Here is a 17,056-nt window from a genome sequence, read left to right on the forward strand (position 1 = left end):
GTGACGTCGGGGTCACGGACAGGAGCACTGACGAATACGCCGCAGGGAACCCGGACGACGCGAGCCGCCCGGGCTCCTGTGCGCTTTCGGCAACGGCTTGGCTAGACGCTTCGGCCGCGGAAGAACGAGATGATCGCCAGGATCAGGAAGATCACGAACAGGATCTTCGCGATGCCGGCCGCCGTACCTGCGATACCACCGAAACCGAAGACGGCCGCGATGATCGCGATGACGAGAAAGACAAGGGCGTAGTGCAGCATGGTCGGGATCTCCTTGGTTGGCGCGGGACCATTTAGTCCCGCGATCCGCGCATGCCGCGTGAAGCCCGGCGGCCTCGCTCAATGGGCGTTCAGCCAGCCGGCCCCGTCAGGCCCGGACTCTCGGGTTGAGCGAGTACGTGCCGGTGATGACCGCCTCGTCGACCACGTGACCCTTGATGACGTCGCGGAACTCCTCCAGCGAGAAGCCGTTCTCCAGCGCCACCCGGTCGATGTCGAGCGCATAGACCCGGTAGTGGTAGTGGTGCGGAATGCTGTCGTTCCAGGGCGGGCACGGGCCGTCGTAGCCGTGGTAGTGGCCTTCCATCGCGGCGTCGCCCTTGAACCAGGCGGTATAGTCATTGAGGCCCTGCACCGAACCGGGAGGCCCGACAAGGTGACCTTTGATCTTGCCGTTGCCCTTGCCTCTGGGCACCACGCCTTCGCCACAGGCACCCTCACCCAGCTCGCGGCACTCCAGCGGAATGTTCGCCATCAGCCAGTGCACGAACTCGACGCGAGGCAGGTCGTGGCGCACTTCGCGGCCTTCGACGTTCACGTCGTCCGGCTTCGACGGGACGTCGGTATCGATCACGGCGATGGCGAACGACTTCGTGGTCGCCGGCACTTCGGTCCAGGCGAGGTGAGGTGTCACATTGCCTGCGGGCTTGACCGGCTCGCCGCGTTCCATGAAGGCGAACGTCGGCGGAATCGGTTTGCCGTGCTCGATGCTGTCGCTCTTGAGTCGCATGGAAGATCTCCTGGCTTGGTTCTCGAAGGTCACGCGTGACCGGTCGCACCGGCACGCGGACATCCACTTCAGCACGGCCCATGTGTAGCCCGCGCCACCATGCCGGCGCTTCCTCAGCGCGCGATGGCGTCGAACCGGGCGGCGATGTAATCGTCGGTGAAGCTGGTCATCCCGTAATCGCGGATGAAACCACAGTGGCCGCCGTAGGGCGCGATATCCAGCTCCACGTTCGGCGGCAGGCGCAGCTGGTGGAACGCCGCCACCGGGATCACGGGGTCGTCCTGCGACGTGAAGATCGTGGCCGGCACGTGCAGGCCCATCAGGCGATCGCCCGCGACGGAATAACCGTCGAGATAGGCCTCGAGCGAACCGAAGTCGGTATGGCGCAGCACCAGCGAGCGCGTGAGGTCGCGCATGTTCTGCCGCAACTCGTCGAGCTCGAAGTATGTCTGCTGCGGGAATGCCTGCTGTTTCATGCGCAGCGAGCGGCGCCACTTCTTCATGAAGTACGCGTGGTAGAACCACGGCGCTTCGCTCTCGAGCGAGAACAGGCCTTCGCTCGGATCGATGATCGGGCATACGGCCAGCACGTAGTCGATGCGCACGCCTTTCGATGGCGCCATCATCGCGGCGCGCAGGGCGAAGTTGCCACCCAGTGAGAAGCCGGCCACGCCGATGGCCTGCGCGGGGAACATCGCGGCGATTTCGCCGAGTGCCACCACGACCTCGTCGATGCGACACGAATGGAACAGCGCTTCGTTGAGGCCGTGGCTATCGCCGTGGTCGCGGAAGTTGAGCCGGAAGATGTCCCAGCCGTCCTCGAGCAAACGGCTGCCGGTCTGCAGCACGTAGGTGGAGTCGACGCTGCCTTCCCATCCATGGAACAGGATGGCCAGCCCGCGCGACGGACGGCCGGTCCGCTGCGCGGTGTACCGACCGCTCAGCCGATCGCCGTGACCCACGTCGACCAGTACCTCCTGCGCGTCTTCCTGCACGCGGTGCGCGCGGCGCGGAAGCAGCTGGCGGCGGATGCCGCTGGACGAAAGCATGGTCTGGATATGGCCGCTGCGCAGCGGCCAGGGTGGATGGAAGTCGGCGCCTCTGGGCAGGCTCATGCCGGCGTATCGGTATCCAGGGCCTGCGCGATGCGCTCGCGCGAGGCCTCCGCCATGCGGCGGCGACCGTCCGGCGACACCGGCACCGGCTCGAGGAAATGCACCTCGACGTCGAGCGGCGGCTCGCCCAGCAGGCGGACGAAGTTGCCCATGAAGCTCTCGCCTTCGCGGAAACCGGCGTCGACGACGCGACGGCCATGTCGCGCGAAACGCAAGGCGACCGGCTGCACCGGTACCTCGGCGTCCAGCGCGGCCTGGAAGATGCGTGCGTGGAAGACGCGGAGCACGCCGTTGTGCCCGGTCCCGCCTTCGGGGAAGACGGCGACGGAACGGCCCTCGCGCAGGCGCTCGACCATCGCGGCCATGACGGACGCCAGCGAATGGTTGTTGCCTCGACGATGGAAGATCGTGCCGCCGCGCGCGGCCATCCAGCCGACCAGCGGCCAGCGCGCGATCTCCGCCTTGGCGACGAAGCACGCGGCGCGCTGCGAGTGCAGCAGTTCGATGTCGAGCCACGACGTGTGGTTGGCGACGAAGAGCACCGGATCCTGCAGCGGGCGACCGAAACGCCGGCTGCGGAAACCGAACACGCGAAGCAGCAGGGTCGACCACATGCGGATCGTGCGATGGGCCAGTGGCTCGCGCCCGTTCTTCATCACGCCGCCGGCCCAGCTCAGGATGAGCGCGCAGACGAGGATACCGAACAGGATATGGAGCAAAAGCAGGGGTACCCGCCAGACGTAGCGAAGCGGACGCAGGCGGTCGCGAGGTGTCAGGTTGGCGGTAGCGGCTTCCATCGAGCGCACAAGATTAACGAGGGCCGTCGCCTGCCGCTAGGGGAATGTTTCTTTATCGTTAGAAGACACAGGCTTGCAAATTCCTACGGACGCCGCTCCCCAAGGGGCAGCGCCGTCGAGGCCTTGACGGTGCGCAGGACGAAGCTGGTGTTGACGTCCGCGACGCCGGCCGCGTTGAGCAGCCGGTCGAGGAGGAATCGGGAAAAGCCGTCGAGATCCGCCACGTAGACCTGCAGCAGATAGTCCATGTCGCCCGTGAGCGCGTAGCAGGACACGACCTCGTCCCACTCGGCCACCCGGTCGGTGAACGAGTCGATGGCGTCCGACTCGTGCCGGGACAGCTGCACGCGCACGAACGCCTGTAGACCGAGCCCGAGGGCGCGGGGGTCGAGGCGTGCGCCGTACCCCGCGATGACTCCGTCGGCTTCGAGTTTCTGGACGCGCCGGAGGCAGGCCGACGCGGACAGGTTCACCTCGGCCGCGAGTTCCGCGTTGGTCATGCGCCCCTGCGTCTGAAGGATCGCGAGGATGCGGAGGTCGGTGCGGTCGAGGTTCGCTTGCATGATCATGTCGCCGTTGACGGTCTACACCACCGATTATTGCTCTGGACACGCCCAAACGCGCAAGATCGCAAGCCTATTGCGTCGCCGCGCCGCTAACCTGTTGTTTCGATAAGCCCATCGTCACCAGGAGATCGTCATGGACACCCCCCGTCGCGTCGAACACCAGCAGACCGACCGCGGATACGTGCCCGTGTATGCCACCGGCACGGTCGAGCAGCCGTGGGCGAGCTATTCGAAGACCGACCACGAGGTGTGGGACACCCTGTACCGCCGCCAGCGCGAACTCCTGCCGGCGTATGCCTGCCAGGAGTTCCTCGATGGCGTCGAACGCTTCGGGCTGGGCGATGGCGGTATCCCGCGCTTCGCCGATCTGAACAAGGTGCTCGGCGAAGCCACGGGCTGGGAGCTCGTGGCCGTGGAGGGCCTGCTGCCGGACGAGGTCTTCTTCGATCATCTCGCCAATCGCCGTTTCCCCGTCAGCTGGTGGATCCGCAAGCCGGATCAGCTCGACTACCTGTCGGAGCCGGACCTCTTCCACGACCTGTTCGGCCATGTGCCGCTGCTGCTCAACCCCGTGTTCGCCGACTACATGCAGGCGTACGGCAAGGGGGGCATGAAGGCCCACGCCATCGGGCCCGAGGCGCTGATGAACCTGACGCGCCTCTACTGGTACACGGTGGAGTTCGGCCTCATCCGCACGGACAAGGGCCTGCGCATCTACGGCGCCGGCATCGTCAGTTCGAAGGGAGAATCCATCTACTCCATCGACTCCCTGGCGCCGAACCGCATCGGGTTTGGCCTGGAGCGGGTGATGAACACTAAGTACCGTATCGATACCTTCCAGCAGACCTATTTCGTCATCGACGACTTCCGTCAGCTGTTCGACGCCACGGCCCCGGACTTCACTCCGATCTACGAGCGCCTCGCGCAGGGATCGGCCGTGGCGGCCGGCGACGTGCTTCCCACGGACATCGTGTACCAGCGCGGTACGCGCGAAGGCTTCGTTTCCGGCGGAGACAACTGAAACTCAACGGCGGCCTAACGAATGGCCCCCTACGATGGAGCCATTCCAGCAACAAACAGGGTGGGTACATCGTGGTCGTCTTCGATATTCCGTTCGAGTCCGTCGGTCCGGGCCTCTGGGCCCTCCAGAAAAACGAATGCGAGATCGGCGAGTTCTGCTCGCGGGACGACGCGCTCGAATGTGCCCTTGCCGAGGCTAAGCGTATCGAGGCGCTGAACGCGGCCTCCGACATCGTGTTGAACATCGAAGGCAACGACGGCGTCTGGCGCGCGTTCGACACGTCGATCCGGCCGTACGCCGCGCGCACGCACCACGTCTGATCCCACAGGTTTCGTTTCTCCCCGCGGGTGGGTTGGCCGAAGGCCGACCTGCCCGTTTTCATGTCCGGCGGGCGCAGCCCCCCCGGAATCCGGGCAAAATAAAACCCCGGTAGCCAGGGGAGGAGCTACCGGGGTCGCGTCGGGTCCAGGCTATCAGGGGAAATAGCGGGACCCGGGACAATCGTTCGATCCGAAGATCGTCGCTTGCCAACAGGTCGCCTCTCGGCGATCGAATACTTAGATAAGGGCGGACCCGTGAAGTTCCCGCATTACGGGGAGGGCGCGTTTGGTTGCCGTTTATCTTCGGACGCGGCGACGTGATCCGCGAGCCACGGCCGCACCTGTGCGACCCACAGCGCGTAGCCTGCGGGCGTCATGTGCAGCCCGTCTTCCCGGAACAGTTCCGGCTTCGGCTGGCCCTGCGCGTCGAGCATCGCGGGGGCCACGTCGAGGAAGGCGACGTTCTTCTGCGCCATCGACCAGGTGCGGATCAGCGCGTTGGCGCGCTCGATGTTCGGCAGCAGCGCGAGGCGGGCGATGCTCGGCTTGATCGAGATGAAGGCGATCGGCACGCCTGGCTGCTCCTGGCGCGCCTTGGCGACGAACGCGGCGAAATCGTCGCGGACCTGCTCCGGCGTGTCGCCGTTCTGCAGGTCGTTGTCGCCGGCATACATGACGATGGCCGCCGGATGGTACGGGGCGAGGATGCGGTCGGCGAAGGCCGTGGCGTCGTCGAGGTCCGAGCCGCCGAAGCCGCGGTTGATCGTGCGGTAGCCCGGGAAGTCGGTGGCCAGGGTGCTCCACATGCGGATCGACGAGCTGCCGATGAAGAGGACGCCGTTGGGCGCCACGGGGCTGGCCTTGTCGGACGCTTCGAAGGCCTGGATGTCGTTTTCCCACTGGCTGTGATCGGGCCCCTTCGCGTGCGCACCGAAGGAAAATACGAGCAGGGTGAGGAGGATCGTCAGGGTCTTCATCCGTCCGACCGTAACCCCTCAGGCCCGTGGGGGCAAACCCTGCCGTTCCACCGGCGTGACCTTCAGCACCGCTTCGATCCGCGTGCCGTTCCAGCGGTAGATGAAGTGTTCGGCCTGGACGCACGGGGCCACGACGTCGGGGTAGAACGCCGCGATGCACTCGCCGCCCGCATGCCGCGCGCTGTCGTAGACGATGCCGTTGGAGCCCTGCTCCCGCAGCGTCCGGGCGAGCTTCACGCTGGCGCCGTAGGAGTCGGGATCGTGCTCCGCGCCCCAGCCGCCGCGGATGTCGTGGAAGCGGCCCGCGATGGCGGTGCGATAGCAGCGCACCTGCACGTCCATGGGAGGCTCGTGCGTCGCCGCCAGGAAGGCCTCGCGGTGGAAGACGGTTTCCTCGATCGCGGTCGGAATGCTGTGCGCCGCGTAGAACACACCCCAGTGCCCGTCGCTGAAACGGCTGCCGTCGGGCGGGATATGCGTGAAGGCGGCCATGATCGGCGTCGTGCCCTGCCCCGACACGCGTCGCTCCGGCGGCACCAGCCGCAACGCGCCCATCTCCTCGCGCAGGCGCGGGTTGGTCAGCGACTCGATCGCCATGACGGCGTCGATGTCCTTCGGATCCGCGATGCGGTCGAACAGGCCGACGGGCGGAAACCGGCTCGGCACGATCCGGTAGGCCTGGCTCCAGCGGATGCGGCGAAGCGGCGGTTCGGCGCTCATCCGTTCCAGCCGCGCTGGGCGTCCAGATACTGGCGGACGACGTAGAGGTCGGCGACGTTGCCGGAGAGCATGCGGTCGAGCGCGGAGCGGCCGGCGAAGAGCGGCGCGTCGTTCGGTTTGCGTATCCACGCGTCGGCCTGGGTGGCGTCGGGGAAGAGGATCTGCAGGTCTTTCCAGATGCCGAGCAGGTAGCTGATGCGCTCGATCACATCGCGCGACGGCGTGCCGTCCTGCTGTTTCTTCCACTTGAAGTAGGTCGATTCGGGCGGCTCCCCGAGCAGCGTGCGCTGTTCGGCGGTCCGGAGTTTCCAGCGCTCGGCCAGGGCGAAGAAGGCACGGAGCGCCGGGCCGCCGAGGTCGGCGGCCTGGGTCGGTTCGGCATGGATGGCGGGCTGCATCATCGTGGCTTCACCTATGGAGTTGAGAACCAGTCTACTCTATTTGTGGAGTCGACGGTGTAGGGGCGGGAGCGCGCCTGCTCACTTCCGCGATTCGATCCACTCGTCGACGTGCTGCTCCAGCACGGGCAACGGCACCGAACCCAGGGCGAGTACCGTATCGTGGAACGCGCGCAGGTCGAACGTCTCGCCCAGCCGCTTCTCTGCCCGCTCGCGCAGCTCACGGATCTTCAGATAGCCCAGCTCGTACGACAGCGCCTGACCCGGCCAGCTGATGTAGCGGTCGACTTCGTTGGCGATCTCGCGATCGCTCAGCGCGGTGTTCCGTGTCAGGAAATCGATCGCCTGCTGGCGCGTCCAGTTCAGGTGGTGGATGCCCGTGTCGACGACGAGCCGGCAGGCGCGCCACATCTGGTACGTCAGATAGCCGAAGTGTTCGTACGGCGTGCGGTAGATGCCCATCTCCTCGCCGAGGTACTCGGCGTACAACGCCCAGCCCTCGCCATAGGCCGAGATGTAGCCCTCGCGGCGAAACGCGGGAAGGCCTTTCTGCTCGGCCGACAACGCCAGCTGCAGCGAGTGGCCCGGCATCGACTCGTGCAGCGTCAGCGCGGGCATGTTGAACAAGGGGCGCGACGGCAGGTCGTACGTGTTGACGAGATAGACGTCGGCACCGCCGCGCCCGGACGTGTAATACGGCGCGATGTCGGCCGGCACGGGCTCGATGGCGAACCGCTGGCGCGGGAGCAGGCCGAAGTACCTGTCGAGCTTGCCGTCGACCTGCTTGGCCACCCACGCGGTGCGCATGAGCAGTTCGTCCGGCGTCTTGGCGTAGAACTGCGGGTCCTTGCGCAGGAACGTCAGGAACGCGGGGAAATCGCCCTTGAACCCGGTCTGCTTCATCGTCTCCACCATCGCCTCGTGCAGGCGCTCGACTTCGCGCATGCCGATGGCGTGGATCTCGTCGGGCGACAGATCCAGCGTGGTGTATTCGTGGATCTGCTGGCGATAGAAGGCCTTGCCGTCGGGCAACGACTCGGCGGCGAGCGTCTTGCGCGCCTTCGGCACGTATTCGCCCCGGAAGAAGGCAAGCAGCTTGCCGTATGCCGGGATCACGCCATCGGCGATGGCCTGTCGGGCCTCCTTGCGCAGCGCGTCGGCCTCCGCCGCCGGCAGCGTCCTAGGGATCGCCTTGAACGGCGCGTAGAGTGCGCTCTGCTCGGGATCCTTCAGCTCCGCCACCGCGGCGATGGACACGTCGCGACCGTCCAGCACGGCGCGCGGCACGGTGAACCCCCGTGCGAGGCCGAGCCGCATGTTCGCGATTTCCTGATCCATGTAGCGCGGAATCTGCTTCAGCCGGTCGACGTAGTGCCTGTAGTCGTCGCGCGTGCGCAGGTCGTCGCCGTGCATCACGTAACCGATGTCCGACCAGAAGGCGGAATCGCTGTTGAACGGCATCTGCCACTGCGCGAAACGCTGCGCGGCCGCGAGGTTGCCGATCTGCTCGCGGTAGACCGCGTAATCCACCCGCACCGTGCCGCTCAAGGTCTTCGGATCGATGCGGTCCAGCTGTGCCAGCACGTCGGTCCAGTAGGCGAGGCGTGCCGCCTGGCTGGTCGCGTCCACCGTATCCAGCCTGCCGTCGCCCGGCTGCGCCTCGCCCGAGGTGAGGATGCCCGCCTGGCCGTTACGCCATGTCCATTCCTTCGTGTAGATGGATCGGAAGGTCTCGTCGGAGGTGGTGGCGGCGTGCGCGGCGCCGGCGAACAGACCGGCGAAGGCGATGGCGCGGATCCAGGGGGACATGCGGGCTCCGGGGGATGGGCAAACCCCGATCATCGCATGCGTCGCGCGCTACAGGCCCGCGTAGTGGCCACGCATGGTCTGCAGGTAGGCTTCGAGATCGCGGCCGGCCACGTCCTCGAAGGTCTCGCCGGATTCGCGACAATCGGCGATGCGGTCGGGCCGGAAATTGCGGAAGTCCTGGCGGTGCCGGCACCAGGCGCCGAGGGTCCAGGCGCCACCCCAGAACGCCAGGCAGAGCGGCTCCACTTCGCGCGTGCTGGAGCGGCCTTCGGCGTCGCGGTAGTCGAGGCAGAGCACGCGATGGCCAAGCACGGCCTCGTGCAGGCAGTCGAGCATCGTCGCGATGTGATTCTGGAACGGATCGCGCCAGATCGGCGCGAAGATCCTCGACTTCGCCGCGCGTTCGCGCAGGTCGGGTGGCAGCACGGCTTCGATCTTGATCAGGGCGGCCTGCGCCTCGCGCGCCAGCCGCTCGCCGGCGAACGACCGCACGAACCGCGTGCCGGCAACGAGGGCTTCGAGTTCGTCGGCGGAGAACATCAGCGGCGGGATGTCCGAGCCCTTGCGCAGGAGGTATCCCACGCCGGCCTCGCCCTCGATGGGCACGCCCGAGAGCTGGAGGTCCGCCACGTCGCGATAGACCGTGCGCAGCGACACCTCGAGTGTGCTCGCCAGCTGGCGCGCGGGCAGCGCGGTACGCCGCCCGCGCAGGGCGTTGATGATGAGAAAGAGACGGTCGGCGCGGCGCATGCGCGGATCATCGCTTCCCGCGAGCCACACGGGAAGCGGCGATGGTCATGGCCGGCCATCGCCCGATGCTCAGGCGGCCGCCAGCGCGTGCGACCGGGCGAGCGCCGCGTCCTGCGCCACCGCCCGCACGATGGCCGGCCGCACCATGAAACGGGCCACGTAGGCTTCGAACGCATCGCGACGCGGCACGATGCCGAACTTCATCGTCCAGTCGAGCGAGCTCGCCCACAGGATGTCCGCCGCGGTGAAGCGCTCGCCGAAGAGCCACGGACCCGTCGCGAGCTGTGCCTCCACCTGGTCGATCACCATGTCGAAGCTGCCGTACGGGCACGTGGAAACCGGCGCGGCCGGATGCTTCATGAAGCGGTCCATCACCGCCGGCTCGAAGCAGGAGCCGTAGAACGACAGCCAGCGGAGGTACGGTCCGCGCAGCGGCTCGCCGATCACCGGCGCGAGCTGCGCTTCGGGGTAGAGGTCGGCCAGATAGGTGAAGATGGCCGGGCGTTCGGTCACGAGACCGCCCAGGTGCTCGATCGCCGGCACCTTGCCCATCGGGTTCACACGCAGGTACTTCGCCTCGCGCTGTTCGCCACGGGTCAGGTCCATCACGTGCAAGTCGTACTGCGCCCCGAGCTCCTCGAGCAGCATCAGCGTGCTTCCCGACCGGCTGTTGGGGGCGTGGTGGAAGGTGATCCGGCTGGTGTTCATGCGAGTGATTCCCTTGTCGTGGGTGGCGATCTGGTAAAGCCCGTCCATCAGCAGCCCGCGAAGGCGGACCGGTGTGTAGAGGTCGGTGATCCGTTCGAGCAGGCGATGCATGTCGTTGCCCCTTCCCGTGTCGGTAGGGAAAGTCTGCACGGGGGCTGCTGACACCGTTCTGTCAGCAGTCCCTCTGGCGCCGTTCACCCACCACGCGGACAATGCGTGTTCCCGTCCCAGAGCCCGGCCGATGACGAAACCGATTTCACTGATCCAGTTCCTGATCGAAGAGAAGCGCGCCGGGCACATCAATGCCCAGCTCAGCCTGCTGATCGAGGTCGTGGCCCGCGCGTGCAAGCGCATCTCCGTCGCGACCGGCAAGGGCGCCCTCGGCGGCGTGCTGGGCAACGCCGGTTCCGACAACGTGCAGGGCGAGGCACAGAAGAAGCTCGACGTCATCTCGAACGAGATCCTCCTCGAGGCCAACGCCTGGGGCGGCCATCTGGCCGCCTGCGCGTCCGAGGAAATGGAAGACCCCCAGCCGATCCCCGACGCCTACCCGAAAGGCAACCACCTGCTCCTGTTCGATCCGCTCGACGGCTCGTCGAACATCGACGTCAACGTATCGGTCGGCACTATTTTCTCGGTGCTGCGTTGCCCGGACGGCGTCACGGAACCGAAGGTCGCCGACTTCCTGCAGCCTGGTACCGAGCAGGTCGCCGCGGGTTACGTGGTCTACGGCCCGAGCACGCTGCTGGTGCTGACCTTCGGCCACGGCGTGCACGAATTCACGCTCGACCGCGAGCATGGCAGTTTCGTGCTCACCCGCCGCGACATCGCCATCCCGGCCGACACCGGCGAATTCGCCATCAACATGTCGAACCAGCGCCATTGGGAAGCCCCGATGCAGCGTTACATCGGCGAACTGCTGGCCGGTACCGACGGACCGCGCGGCCGCGACTTCAATATGCGCTGGGTCGCTTCGATGGTGGCCGACGTGCATCGCATCATCACGCGCGGCGGCGTCTTCATCTATCCGCTCGACGCGAAGATCACCGCCAAGGGCGGCACCGGCAAGCTGCGTCTGATGTACGAGGCCAATCCCATGGCCTTCATCGTCGAACAGGCGGGCGGCGCGGCCACCACGGGTCGCGAGCGGATCATGGACCTGCTCCCCACGGCGCTCCACCAGCGCGTGCCGGTCTTCCTCGGATCGAAGAACGAGATCGAGATCGCCACCCGTTACCACACGGAAGCCGACCAGACCCGCGGTTGATGCCTCCCCGGCCGGGCGGCGCCGCCGCCCGGCTTCCGCCATGAACCGGACACGTGGCCGCCGCGGCCGTGCCCGATGATCCGTCAGCCTCCGACACGGTAGTCCCCATGCGTTCTCGTTCTTTCCGCTTCTGGCTCCCCCTGGTGCTGGCCGCGTGCCTCGCCGGCTGTTTCGGTGGAACCCGACCGGACACCCGTCCCGATACCGCCCTGCCCGTGCTCGCCGCGAAGCCGCGGATCGGTCTGGCCCTGGGCGGCGGCGCAGCCAAGGGTTTCGCGCATATCGGCGTCATCAAGATGCTGGAGGCCAGCGGCATCCATCCGGATGTCGTCTCGGGCACCAGCGCGGGCAGCGTCGTGGGCGCGCTCTATGCGAGCGGCATGGACGCGTTCCGCCTGCAGGAGCAGGCGTTCTCGCTCGACGAAGCCAGCATCCGCGACATGCGCCTTTTTTCAGGCGGCCTCGTGCAGGGCCAGAAGCTGCAGGATTACGTGAACCAGCTCGTCGGCAACCGCCCGATCGAAAAGCTGCGCATTCCCTTCGCGGCCGTGGCCACGCAGCTGGAGAACGGCGAGCGGGCCACCTTCGTGCGCGGCAATACCGGCCAGGCCGTGCGCGCGTCGAGCAGCATCCCTGGCGTATTCGAACCCGTCGACATCTCGGGCCGGCATTTCGTCGACGGCGGCGTCGTCAGCCCCGTGCCCGTCGATGCGGCGCGCCAGCTCGGCGCCGACATCGTCATCGCGGTGGATATCTCCGCGCGGCCCGATGGCAAGAACCCGGACAGCATGGTCGGCATCGTCGGTCAGTCGATCACCATCATGGGTCGCAAGCTCGCCGAGCAGGAGCTCGCGCGTGCCGACATCGTGATCCGTCCGAAGGTCGGCCAGATCGGCCCGACGGACTTCGATCAGAAGAACGTCGCGATCCTGGAAGGCGAGCGCGCGGCGCTCGCCGCGATGCCCGCCATCCGGGCGAAGATCGCCGAGAAGACGGCCGCCATGGGCAAACCGCCCGTCCCGGCACACTGACTACCCCGCTTGCACGAGCTCCAGGGCCGATTGCCGGCCCAGCGAGAGGATTTCGTCCGACAGACCGTCATCGACCACGGCGCGCGACAGCGACAACGAGCCCACCAACGACGCGAAGACTGCCATCGCGAGCGTGCGACGGCGCTTGCCACGCACGCTGGCGGGTAACGTCGATGCGATCAGCTCGACCATCTCCCCGTAGCCGTCGGTGAACGCTTCGCGCGTCTCCACCGGGCGGCGCGCCATTTCCGCCGACAATGCCGCGGCCACGCAGCCGCTTTCCGGCGTGTCGCGATGGTCGGCCGAGAGATAGGCGTTGATCAGCGCCCTGTAACGTTCGCCGCGCGACGCCGTGACTTTCGCGGCCATGCGCTCCATGGCGCACGTGGCGGCCACGGTCACGCTCTCGCGCACCAGATCTTCCTTCGACTCGAAGTGGTTGTAGAACCCGCCCTGGGTGAGACCCACATCGCCCATCAGGCTGACCACGCCGACGGCGTCGATGCCGTCCGCGCGAAAACGCTGTGCCGCTGCCTCGACGATCCGTTGCCGGGTCTGTTCTTTATGACCTTTCTCGTAACGCATGCTGCTTTCGCTCCCACGGGGAGTTCCCCCTGCCCGGGATCGATTGTAGCGAATCCTTGCGTATTGAAATGTCGGTATTTCGGCTATTGTCACGAGGGTTCGTCATGTGCATCGGTTGCGAATTGCCTCATGCCACCACCGCGCGAACGGTCGTCGATGCATTGATGTAAATCCCGCGTTTCCCGGCATTTCCCGATCGGAACGACGATTCGCGAAACGCGCCGTGCCACCATCCGCGCCCGGATGGTAGTCAAGGAAAAGGCATGAAGCCTTGGTGGTGGCGCCGCTTCGCGGTGCTGATGGGCGTGGGCGCCCTTGTCGTTTCGCCGTGGCTGGCAGGAGTGGGTATCCTCCTTTCGATCGGCGTGTCGCTCGATGAACTGCGCTACGGCATCGCATGGGACTATGCGCAGGTGCTCGAACAGCCCGGTTTCCGGCCAGTTGCCACACGCATGCGTGTAGCAGGGGCGTTCGGTGTGCTGGCTCTTCCTGCCATCTGGGTGGCCTGGCTATGGCGCGAACGCGAGAGCTGGCGCTCGGTGCGTGACCGCCCACGTTCACCGTATTTCCTGCGGCCCGACGAGTTGCCTCGTGACGGTACATGGTCGTATCCCGCGCAGCCGCCGCTCGCCCGCCGTGGTTTCCGGCACCTGCGCCAGCCGGCCGAGACGTCGCTGCTGATCGTCGCCGATCCGGTCGGCATCGCGGTGCCGACGCTGGGCGAGGCCGTGCTGGCGGCGACCGGACCGCTGCTGGTCGTCGACTTCGATGACATCCTCTACCGCCAGACCTCTGCGCGACGCCGACGCGAACACGAAATCGTCCGGCTCGCCCCGTTCGGCGGTGGCCTGCCGTGGAACCCGCTGGCGGCGGTGTGGACGGCGCAAGGCATCGACGACCTCGCCCTGAGAGCGCTGGCCGACTGCTGGTTTCCGGAGCGGCGGCGCATGGAGCGGGCGTTCGCGAGTCAGGTGCACGCCGCGTTCGCCACACTCGTGCACGCGGTGGACGAGACGCTGCGCGCGGACGGCGAACGCGTGCCACCCGCACCGGGCGATCTGTGCCGCCTGCTCGCGCCATGGGCAGGGCTGAATGCGCGAATGCTGGAAGCGCTGGCCGCGTTGCCGGCTCGGCGACCCGCCACGCGCGACGCCTTGCGATCACTCGCCGAGCTCGGCGACGAGCAGCTGAAGCCGATCAGCGATCGGCTGGCGGAATCGCTGCGCGTGTTCGCCTGCGACGATCTCGACGCGGGTACGCGTGGCCACGGCTTTACTTTTGCCGCGCATCGCGACAGCACCATCTACCTGCACGTCCCGCTCGCGCGAAGCGGCGACGCCGTGCCGGTGATCGAGGCGTTCGTCGCGCAATGGCGTGCGGCGGTGCACTATGCGGACGCTGCGGTCGTGATCCATGCACTGGACGTGTTCCCGCCGCTGCCCTGCGCCACCGCGCCCGACGACAAGCTGCGTTACCTCGCCTCGACCAGCTCGCTTGCGGGCCTGTTCATGCACGACGGCGACGCACCCGCGATCAGCCGACGCTTCGCCTGCCTGGCGTGGCACGCCGGAAGCGACCTCAAGCGCGCGCGTGTCGAAGCGAACGCGCTGCAGACGTACACGAGCCATCGAAGCACATCGCGCGAGGCGAAGTGCCCCGAGCCACCCGGTGCCGACGACCTGCGCAAGCTTCGTCGAGGCGAGCAACTGATCTTCGCCCCCGGCCTTTCGCACGCCGTGCGCTGCCCGAGGCCCGTCTTCTATCGCCGCTCGTTACCCGCACCCACACCCGAACAAGGAGCGTCCATGCCCTTTCCCAAGTCACTCGCCACCCTCGTGGCGACGCTGATCACCGCCTGCTCGTCGCCGGCGCAGACCGAAGAGGCGCCGGTGGCCTCGTCCAAGGCCGATGCGTGCCGGATGGTGCCCTTCGCCGAGCGCACGTCGGTATCGGTGCGTGGCGCCAACCTCGGACCGAAGCGATTTTGTTTGCTGGAGCGGTTGTTCAACGGCCCGTGGCGACCGACAGGGAACACGATCGGTTTCATGCTCAATTGGCCGACGCTGGAACCGCCGCCGCTGAACTTCGACTACATGGCAAATCAGGAGGCCTTTCTGTCGACGCTGGGCGTCAGCGTCGACTGGATCGAACGCCTCTCGGACGAGGCATATCGGCAGTATCCAAGGAACTGGATCGAGCCGCTCTTCCCCAATGACCCGAACGATCTGGTGCGTCCCATGGACAACCTGCACCTGCGTAATAAAGGCGCACCGATGCACGGACTAACACCGTACTACGCCGATCTTCCTGCCATCAGGAGTTACTTTGAAGACCGCGATGGCCCCGATACAACGGCGGGCAGGCCCGAACGCCAGCTCGACTGGTTCGTCGACATGGGACCCGAAGACATTCCGCGCACGGTGATCAAATGTTCGGTCAAGGAAGTTCCTGACGGTGTGCGACTCGAACATGGCCGCCTGGTCCATCAGCCGGAGGTGTTCCGCCGAGCGACCTGTGACCATTACTTCCTGCTGCCGGAGTACAAGGCGACCGTCAACCTGATGTATCAGCGGATCATGATGCCGGACTGGAAGCGCATCGAAGACCGGATCCGCACCTTGCTGCGTAACGGAGAACTCAACTGATGCACGGACGCCCCGGATTGACCGCGAAGGATATGTATGTCCTTCGCCATTACGCGGATCACGGCAATCGCGAGCTTTACTGGAATTACCTTGCCCAGCAACCGGGCAACGACGGCTACGGTCAGCTCGCGCTGGGCGTGGTGCGCAACGACAACATGCCCGGCGCCACGGCCAATGTTTATGCGCAGAATTACGCCCGCGATTATCATCAGAAGACCTTCACCGAGCGCGAGTGGGACAACTTCGGCATCGATCTCATTCAGCGCGACCTCGCGTTCCGGCAAAAACATCTGGAAAAGGATGAAAGCGAGAAGGCACTCAACCTTCCCGCCGATGAGGTGCAGAAGGCGCACGAGGGGGCTTTCAACAATCTCGGCATCGACGCTGACGCATGGACCCCGAACAGACTTATGAACGCTGCCCGCCAGAAGGGCGAAGCCGAAGCGACTCATCGCATTGCCATCATCGAGAGCTACGGCGGGCGCATCCCCGATCCGGAGGCGTTCACGAAGCACGTCATCGACGAGCACCTGGAAGCAGTCTGGTCGAACATGCTCGATAACGGATGCGAAGGGATCCCGCGCGCTGTCAGTACAACAAGAACCACCATCGGCGCAGACGCAATGTCCTGGGGTGGTACCGCGTCGTATCTATGGGATATGGGCCAAGCCTACCGAGGCGCCGCGAGCGAACTCCCCAACACCAATCCTCACGACATCGGGCGCGCCAACCGCCATTTCGTGCGCAGTCATGAGCATGGCGATTGGGTCGAGACGCATCCCACACCCGCGCTGGGCATGGAACCGCGTGTGACGATCCCTATCGACGAGCCGACGCGACGATGGCTGGAGGACACCCATCAGCTCCGCCACGAACGCGAAGCCGCACACGACGCCTTCCACCCGGACGACCCCGGCAAGCACATCCCGTCGCCGCACCCGCTCGCGTCGACGGGACCACGTTCAACCTTACCCGTCGCGGGCGACGATCCGATCTACGCCGCGATCCGCCATCAGCTGCCCATCGAGGTCACCGACGACAAGGCCGCCGAAGCCGCGCTGATGGCCCGCCGCGCCGGTATCCACGACGCGGATCACCTGCCACTCGTCGATCTGGATGCCAACGACATGATCGTCTGCGGCACCTGGCAGGGACGCCCCGTCTTCATGCTCGATGCCGCGAGCCCGGCACCGCCGCGCGAAGAGAGCCTCGAACAGGCCGCGCAACTCGATCAGCAGGCGCAGATGCAGCAGGACATGCAGATGCAACAGCAGATGCAGATGGACATGCAGGCCGTCGCGCAAGGGCCTTTGCTGAGTCTGAGCCTTTGAGTCGATGG

Annotated in this window: 18 protein-coding genes; 6 read left to right on the top strand and 12 right to left on the bottom strand. The window is 66.3% G+C overall.

The annotated features are described in order from the left end of the window. Window positions 1-101: 101 nt before the first annotated feature. The 5 genes from BMX32_RS06825 to BMX32_RS06845 form a co-directional block, all read right to left on the bottom strand. Window positions 102-260: a DUF1328 domain-containing protein gene (locus tag BMX32_RS06825; RefSeq protein ID WP_046965775.1), complete on the bottom strand. Its 159-nt coding sequence runs from the start codon at window positions 258-260 to the stop codon at window positions 102-104. A 106-nt stretch (window positions 261-366) separates the two neighbouring features. Next, window positions 367-1,008 carry a YbhB/YbcL family Raf kinase inhibitor-like protein gene (locus BMX32_RS06830; RefSeq protein WP_089976026.1) on the bottom strand — a complete coding sequence of 214 codons (642 nt, stop codon included), beginning with the start codon at window positions 1,006-1,008 and terminating at the stop codon, window positions 367-369. Between the two features lie 113 nt (window positions 1,009-1,121). Continuing rightward, window positions 1,122-2,123 (bottom strand): YheT family hydrolase, encoded by a 1,002-nt coding sequence (locus BMX32_RS06835; protein WP_089976029.1) that lies wholly within the window; start codon window positions 2,121-2,123, stop codon window positions 1,122-1,124. Further along, on the bottom strand, window positions 2,120-2,920 hold the full coding sequence (locus BMX32_RS06840) for a lysophospholipid acyltransferase family protein (RefSeq protein WP_089976032.1): 801 nt from the start codon (window positions 2,918-2,920) through the stop codon (window positions 2,120-2,122). The genes BMX32_RS06835 and BMX32_RS06840 overlap by 4 nt, the downstream gene beginning before the upstream one ends. An 83-nt stretch (window positions 2,921-3,003) precedes the next feature. Next, window positions 3,004-3,483 (bottom strand): Lrp/AsnC family transcriptional regulator, encoded by a 480-nt coding sequence (locus BMX32_RS06845; RefSeq protein ID WP_089977082.1) that lies wholly within the window; start codon window positions 3,481-3,483, stop codon window positions 3,004-3,006. Window positions 3,484-3,619: 136 nt separating this feature from the next. Between BMX32_RS06845 and phhA the strand changes: the two genes are divergently transcribed. Together phhA and BMX32_RS06855 are read left to right on the top strand one after the other, a co-directional pair. Continuing rightward, window positions 3,620-4,507: a phenylalanine 4-monooxygenase gene (gene phhA, locus BMX32_RS06850; RefSeq protein ID WP_089976035.1), complete on the top strand. Its 888-nt coding sequence runs from the start codon at window positions 3,620-3,622 to the stop codon at window positions 4,505-4,507. A gap of 71 nt (window positions 4,508-4,578) precedes the next feature. After that, complete coding sequence (locus tag BMX32_RS06855) at window positions 4,579-4,827, top strand: hypothetical protein (RefSeq protein ID WP_089976037.1); 249 nt, start codon at window positions 4,579-4,581, stop codon at window positions 4,825-4,827. Between the two features lie 269 nt (window positions 4,828-5,096). Here the strand turns inward: BMX32_RS06855 and BMX32_RS06860 are convergent, their stop codons facing one another. The 6 genes from BMX32_RS06860 to BMX32_RS06885 all read right to left on the bottom strand — a co-directional run bounded on the left by BMX32_RS06860 (window position 5,097) and on the right by BMX32_RS06885 (window position 10,189). Further along, window positions 5,097-5,804, bottom strand: a complete 708-nt coding sequence (locus BMX32_RS06860) for an SGNH/GDSL hydrolase family protein (protein WP_089976039.1) — start codon at window positions 5,802-5,804, stop codon at window positions 5,097-5,099. 18 nt (window positions 5,805-5,822) lie between these two features. Further along, complete coding sequence (locus tag BMX32_RS06865) at window positions 5,823-6,524, bottom strand: RES family NAD+ phosphorylase (protein ID WP_089976041.1); 702 nt, start codon at window positions 6,522-6,524, stop codon at window positions 5,823-5,825. Beyond that, entirely contained in the window at window positions 6,521-6,922 is a 402-nt protein-coding gene (locus BMX32_RS06870; RefSeq protein ID WP_170843611.1) for an MbcA/ParS/Xre antitoxin family protein, read from the bottom strand. The genes BMX32_RS06865 and BMX32_RS06870 overlap by 4 nt, the downstream gene beginning before the upstream one ends. A gap of 81 nt (window positions 6,923-7,003) precedes the next feature. Then, window positions 7,004-8,731, bottom strand: a complete 1,728-nt coding sequence (locus tag BMX32_RS06875) for a DUF885 domain-containing protein (protein ID WP_089976046.1) — start codon at window positions 8,729-8,731, stop codon at window positions 7,004-7,006. Window positions 8,732-8,779: 48 nt separating this feature from the next. Then, on the bottom strand, window positions 8,780-9,481 hold the full coding sequence (locus BMX32_RS06880) for a helix-turn-helix transcriptional regulator (protein WP_089976050.1): 702 nt from the start codon (window positions 9,479-9,481) through the stop codon (window positions 8,780-8,782). A 69-nt stretch (window positions 9,482-9,550) separates the two neighbouring features. Further along, complete coding sequence (locus tag BMX32_RS06885; RefSeq protein ID WP_089977086.1) at window positions 9,551-10,189, bottom strand: glutathione S-transferase family protein; 639 nt, start codon at window positions 10,187-10,189, stop codon at window positions 9,551-9,553. 241 nt (window positions 10,190-10,430) lie between these two features. On the opposite strand from BMX32_RS06885, the gene BMX32_RS06890 reads away from it, so the two are divergent. Further along, window positions 10,431-11,456 carry a class 1 fructose-bisphosphatase gene (locus BMX32_RS06890; protein WP_089976054.1) on the top strand — a complete coding sequence of 342 codons (1,026 nt, stop codon included), beginning with the start codon at window positions 10,431-10,433 and terminating at the stop codon, window positions 11,454-11,456. Between the two features lie 107 nt (window positions 11,457-11,563). Next, complete coding sequence (locus BMX32_RS06895; RefSeq protein ID WP_089976057.1) at window positions 11,564-12,487, top strand: patatin-like phospholipase family protein; 924 nt, start codon at window positions 11,564-11,566, stop codon at window positions 12,485-12,487. Here BMX32_RS06895 and BMX32_RS06900 read toward each other — a convergent pair whose 3' ends face one another. Then, window positions 12,488-13,072, bottom strand: a complete 585-nt coding sequence (locus BMX32_RS06900; RefSeq protein WP_089976060.1) for a TetR/AcrR family transcriptional regulator — start codon at window positions 13,070-13,072, stop codon at window positions 12,488-12,490. Window positions 13,073-13,335: 263 nt separating this feature from the next. Between BMX32_RS06900 and BMX32_RS06905 the strand changes: the two genes are divergently transcribed. Both BMX32_RS06905 and BMX32_RS06910 read left to right on the top strand, forming a co-directional pair. Next, window positions 13,336-15,717, top strand: coding sequence for a hypothetical protein (locus BMX32_RS06905; RefSeq protein ID WP_089976063.1), 2,382 nt, complete (start codon window positions 13,336-13,338; stop codon window positions 15,715-15,717). Continuing rightward, on the top strand, window positions 15,717-17,048 hold the full coding sequence (locus BMX32_RS06910) for a hypothetical protein (protein WP_139206686.1): 1,332 nt from the start codon (window positions 15,717-15,719) through the stop codon (window positions 17,046-17,048). The genes BMX32_RS06905 and BMX32_RS06910 overlap by 1 nt, the downstream gene beginning before the upstream one ends. Window positions 17,049-17,056 lie beyond the last annotated feature (8 nt).

The organism is Luteibacter sp. UNCMF331Sha3.1 (assembly GCF_900109915.1).
GTDB lineage: Bacteria > Pseudomonadota > Gammaproteobacteria > Xanthomonadales > Rhodanobacteraceae > Luteibacter.

Excerpts from the sequence above, each read along its gene's own strand:
- BMX32_RS06825 (WP_046965775.1), bottom strand. The coding sequence starts at position 260 with ATGCTGCACTACGCCCTTGTCTTTCTCGTCATCGCGATCATCGCGGCC.
- BMX32_RS06830 (WP_089976026.1), bottom strand. The coding sequence starts at position 1,008 with ATGCGACTCAAGAGCGACAGCATCGAGCACGGCAAACCGATTCCGCCG.
- BMX32_RS06835 (WP_089976029.1), bottom strand. The coding sequence starts at position 2,123 with ATGAGCCTGCCCAGAGGCGCCGACTTCCATCCACCCTGGCCGCTGCGC.
- BMX32_RS06840 (WP_089976032.1), bottom strand. The coding sequence starts at position 2,920 with ATGGAAGCCGCTACCGCCAACCTGACACCTCGCGACCGCCTGCGTCCG.
- BMX32_RS06845 (WP_089977082.1), bottom strand. The coding sequence starts at position 3,483 with ATGCAAGCGAACCTCGACCGCACCGACCTCCGCATCCTCGCGATCCTT.
- phhA (WP_089976035.1), top strand. The coding sequence starts at position 3,620 with ATGGACACCCCCCGTCGCGTCGAACACCAGCAGACCGACCGCGGATAC.
- BMX32_RS06860 (WP_089976039.1), bottom strand. The coding sequence starts at position 5,804 with ATGAAGACCCTGACGATCCTCCTCACCCTGCTCGTATTTTCCTTCGGT.
- BMX32_RS06865 (WP_089976041.1), bottom strand. The coding sequence starts at position 6,524 with ATGAGCGCCGAACCGCCGCTTCGCCGCATCCGCTGGAGCCAGGCCTAC.
- BMX32_RS06870 (WP_170843611.1), bottom strand. The coding sequence starts at position 6,922 with ATGCAGCCCGCCATCCATGCCGAACCGACCCAGGCCGCCGACCTCGGC.
- BMX32_RS06875 (WP_089976046.1), bottom strand. The coding sequence starts at position 8,731 with ATGTCCCCCTGGATCCGCGCCATCGCCTTCGCCGGTCTGTTCGCCGGC.
- BMX32_RS06880 (WP_089976050.1), bottom strand. The coding sequence starts at position 9,481 with ATGCGCCGCGCCGACCGTCTCTTTCTCATCATCAACGCCCTGCGCGGG.
- BMX32_RS06885 (WP_089977086.1), bottom strand. The coding sequence starts at position 10,189 with ATGAACACCAGCCGGATCACCTTCCACCACGCCCCCAACAGCCGGTCG.
- BMX32_RS06890 (WP_089976054.1), top strand. The coding sequence starts at position 10,431 with ATGACGAAACCGATTTCACTGATCCAGTTCCTGATCGAAGAGAAGCGC.
- BMX32_RS06895 (WP_089976057.1), top strand. The coding sequence starts at position 11,564 with ATGCGTTCTCGTTCTTTCCGCTTCTGGCTCCCCCTGGTGCTGGCCGCG.
- BMX32_RS06900 (WP_089976060.1), bottom strand. The coding sequence starts at position 13,072 with ATGCGTTACGAGAAAGGTCATAAAGAACAGACCCGGCAACGGATCGTC.
- BMX32_RS06905 (WP_089976063.1), top strand. The coding sequence starts at position 13,336 with ATGAAGCCTTGGTGGTGGCGCCGCTTCGCGGTGCTGATGGGCGTGGGC.
- BMX32_RS06910 (WP_139206686.1), top strand. The coding sequence starts at position 15,717 with ATGCACGGACGCCCCGGATTGACCGCGAAGGATATGTATGTCCTTCGC.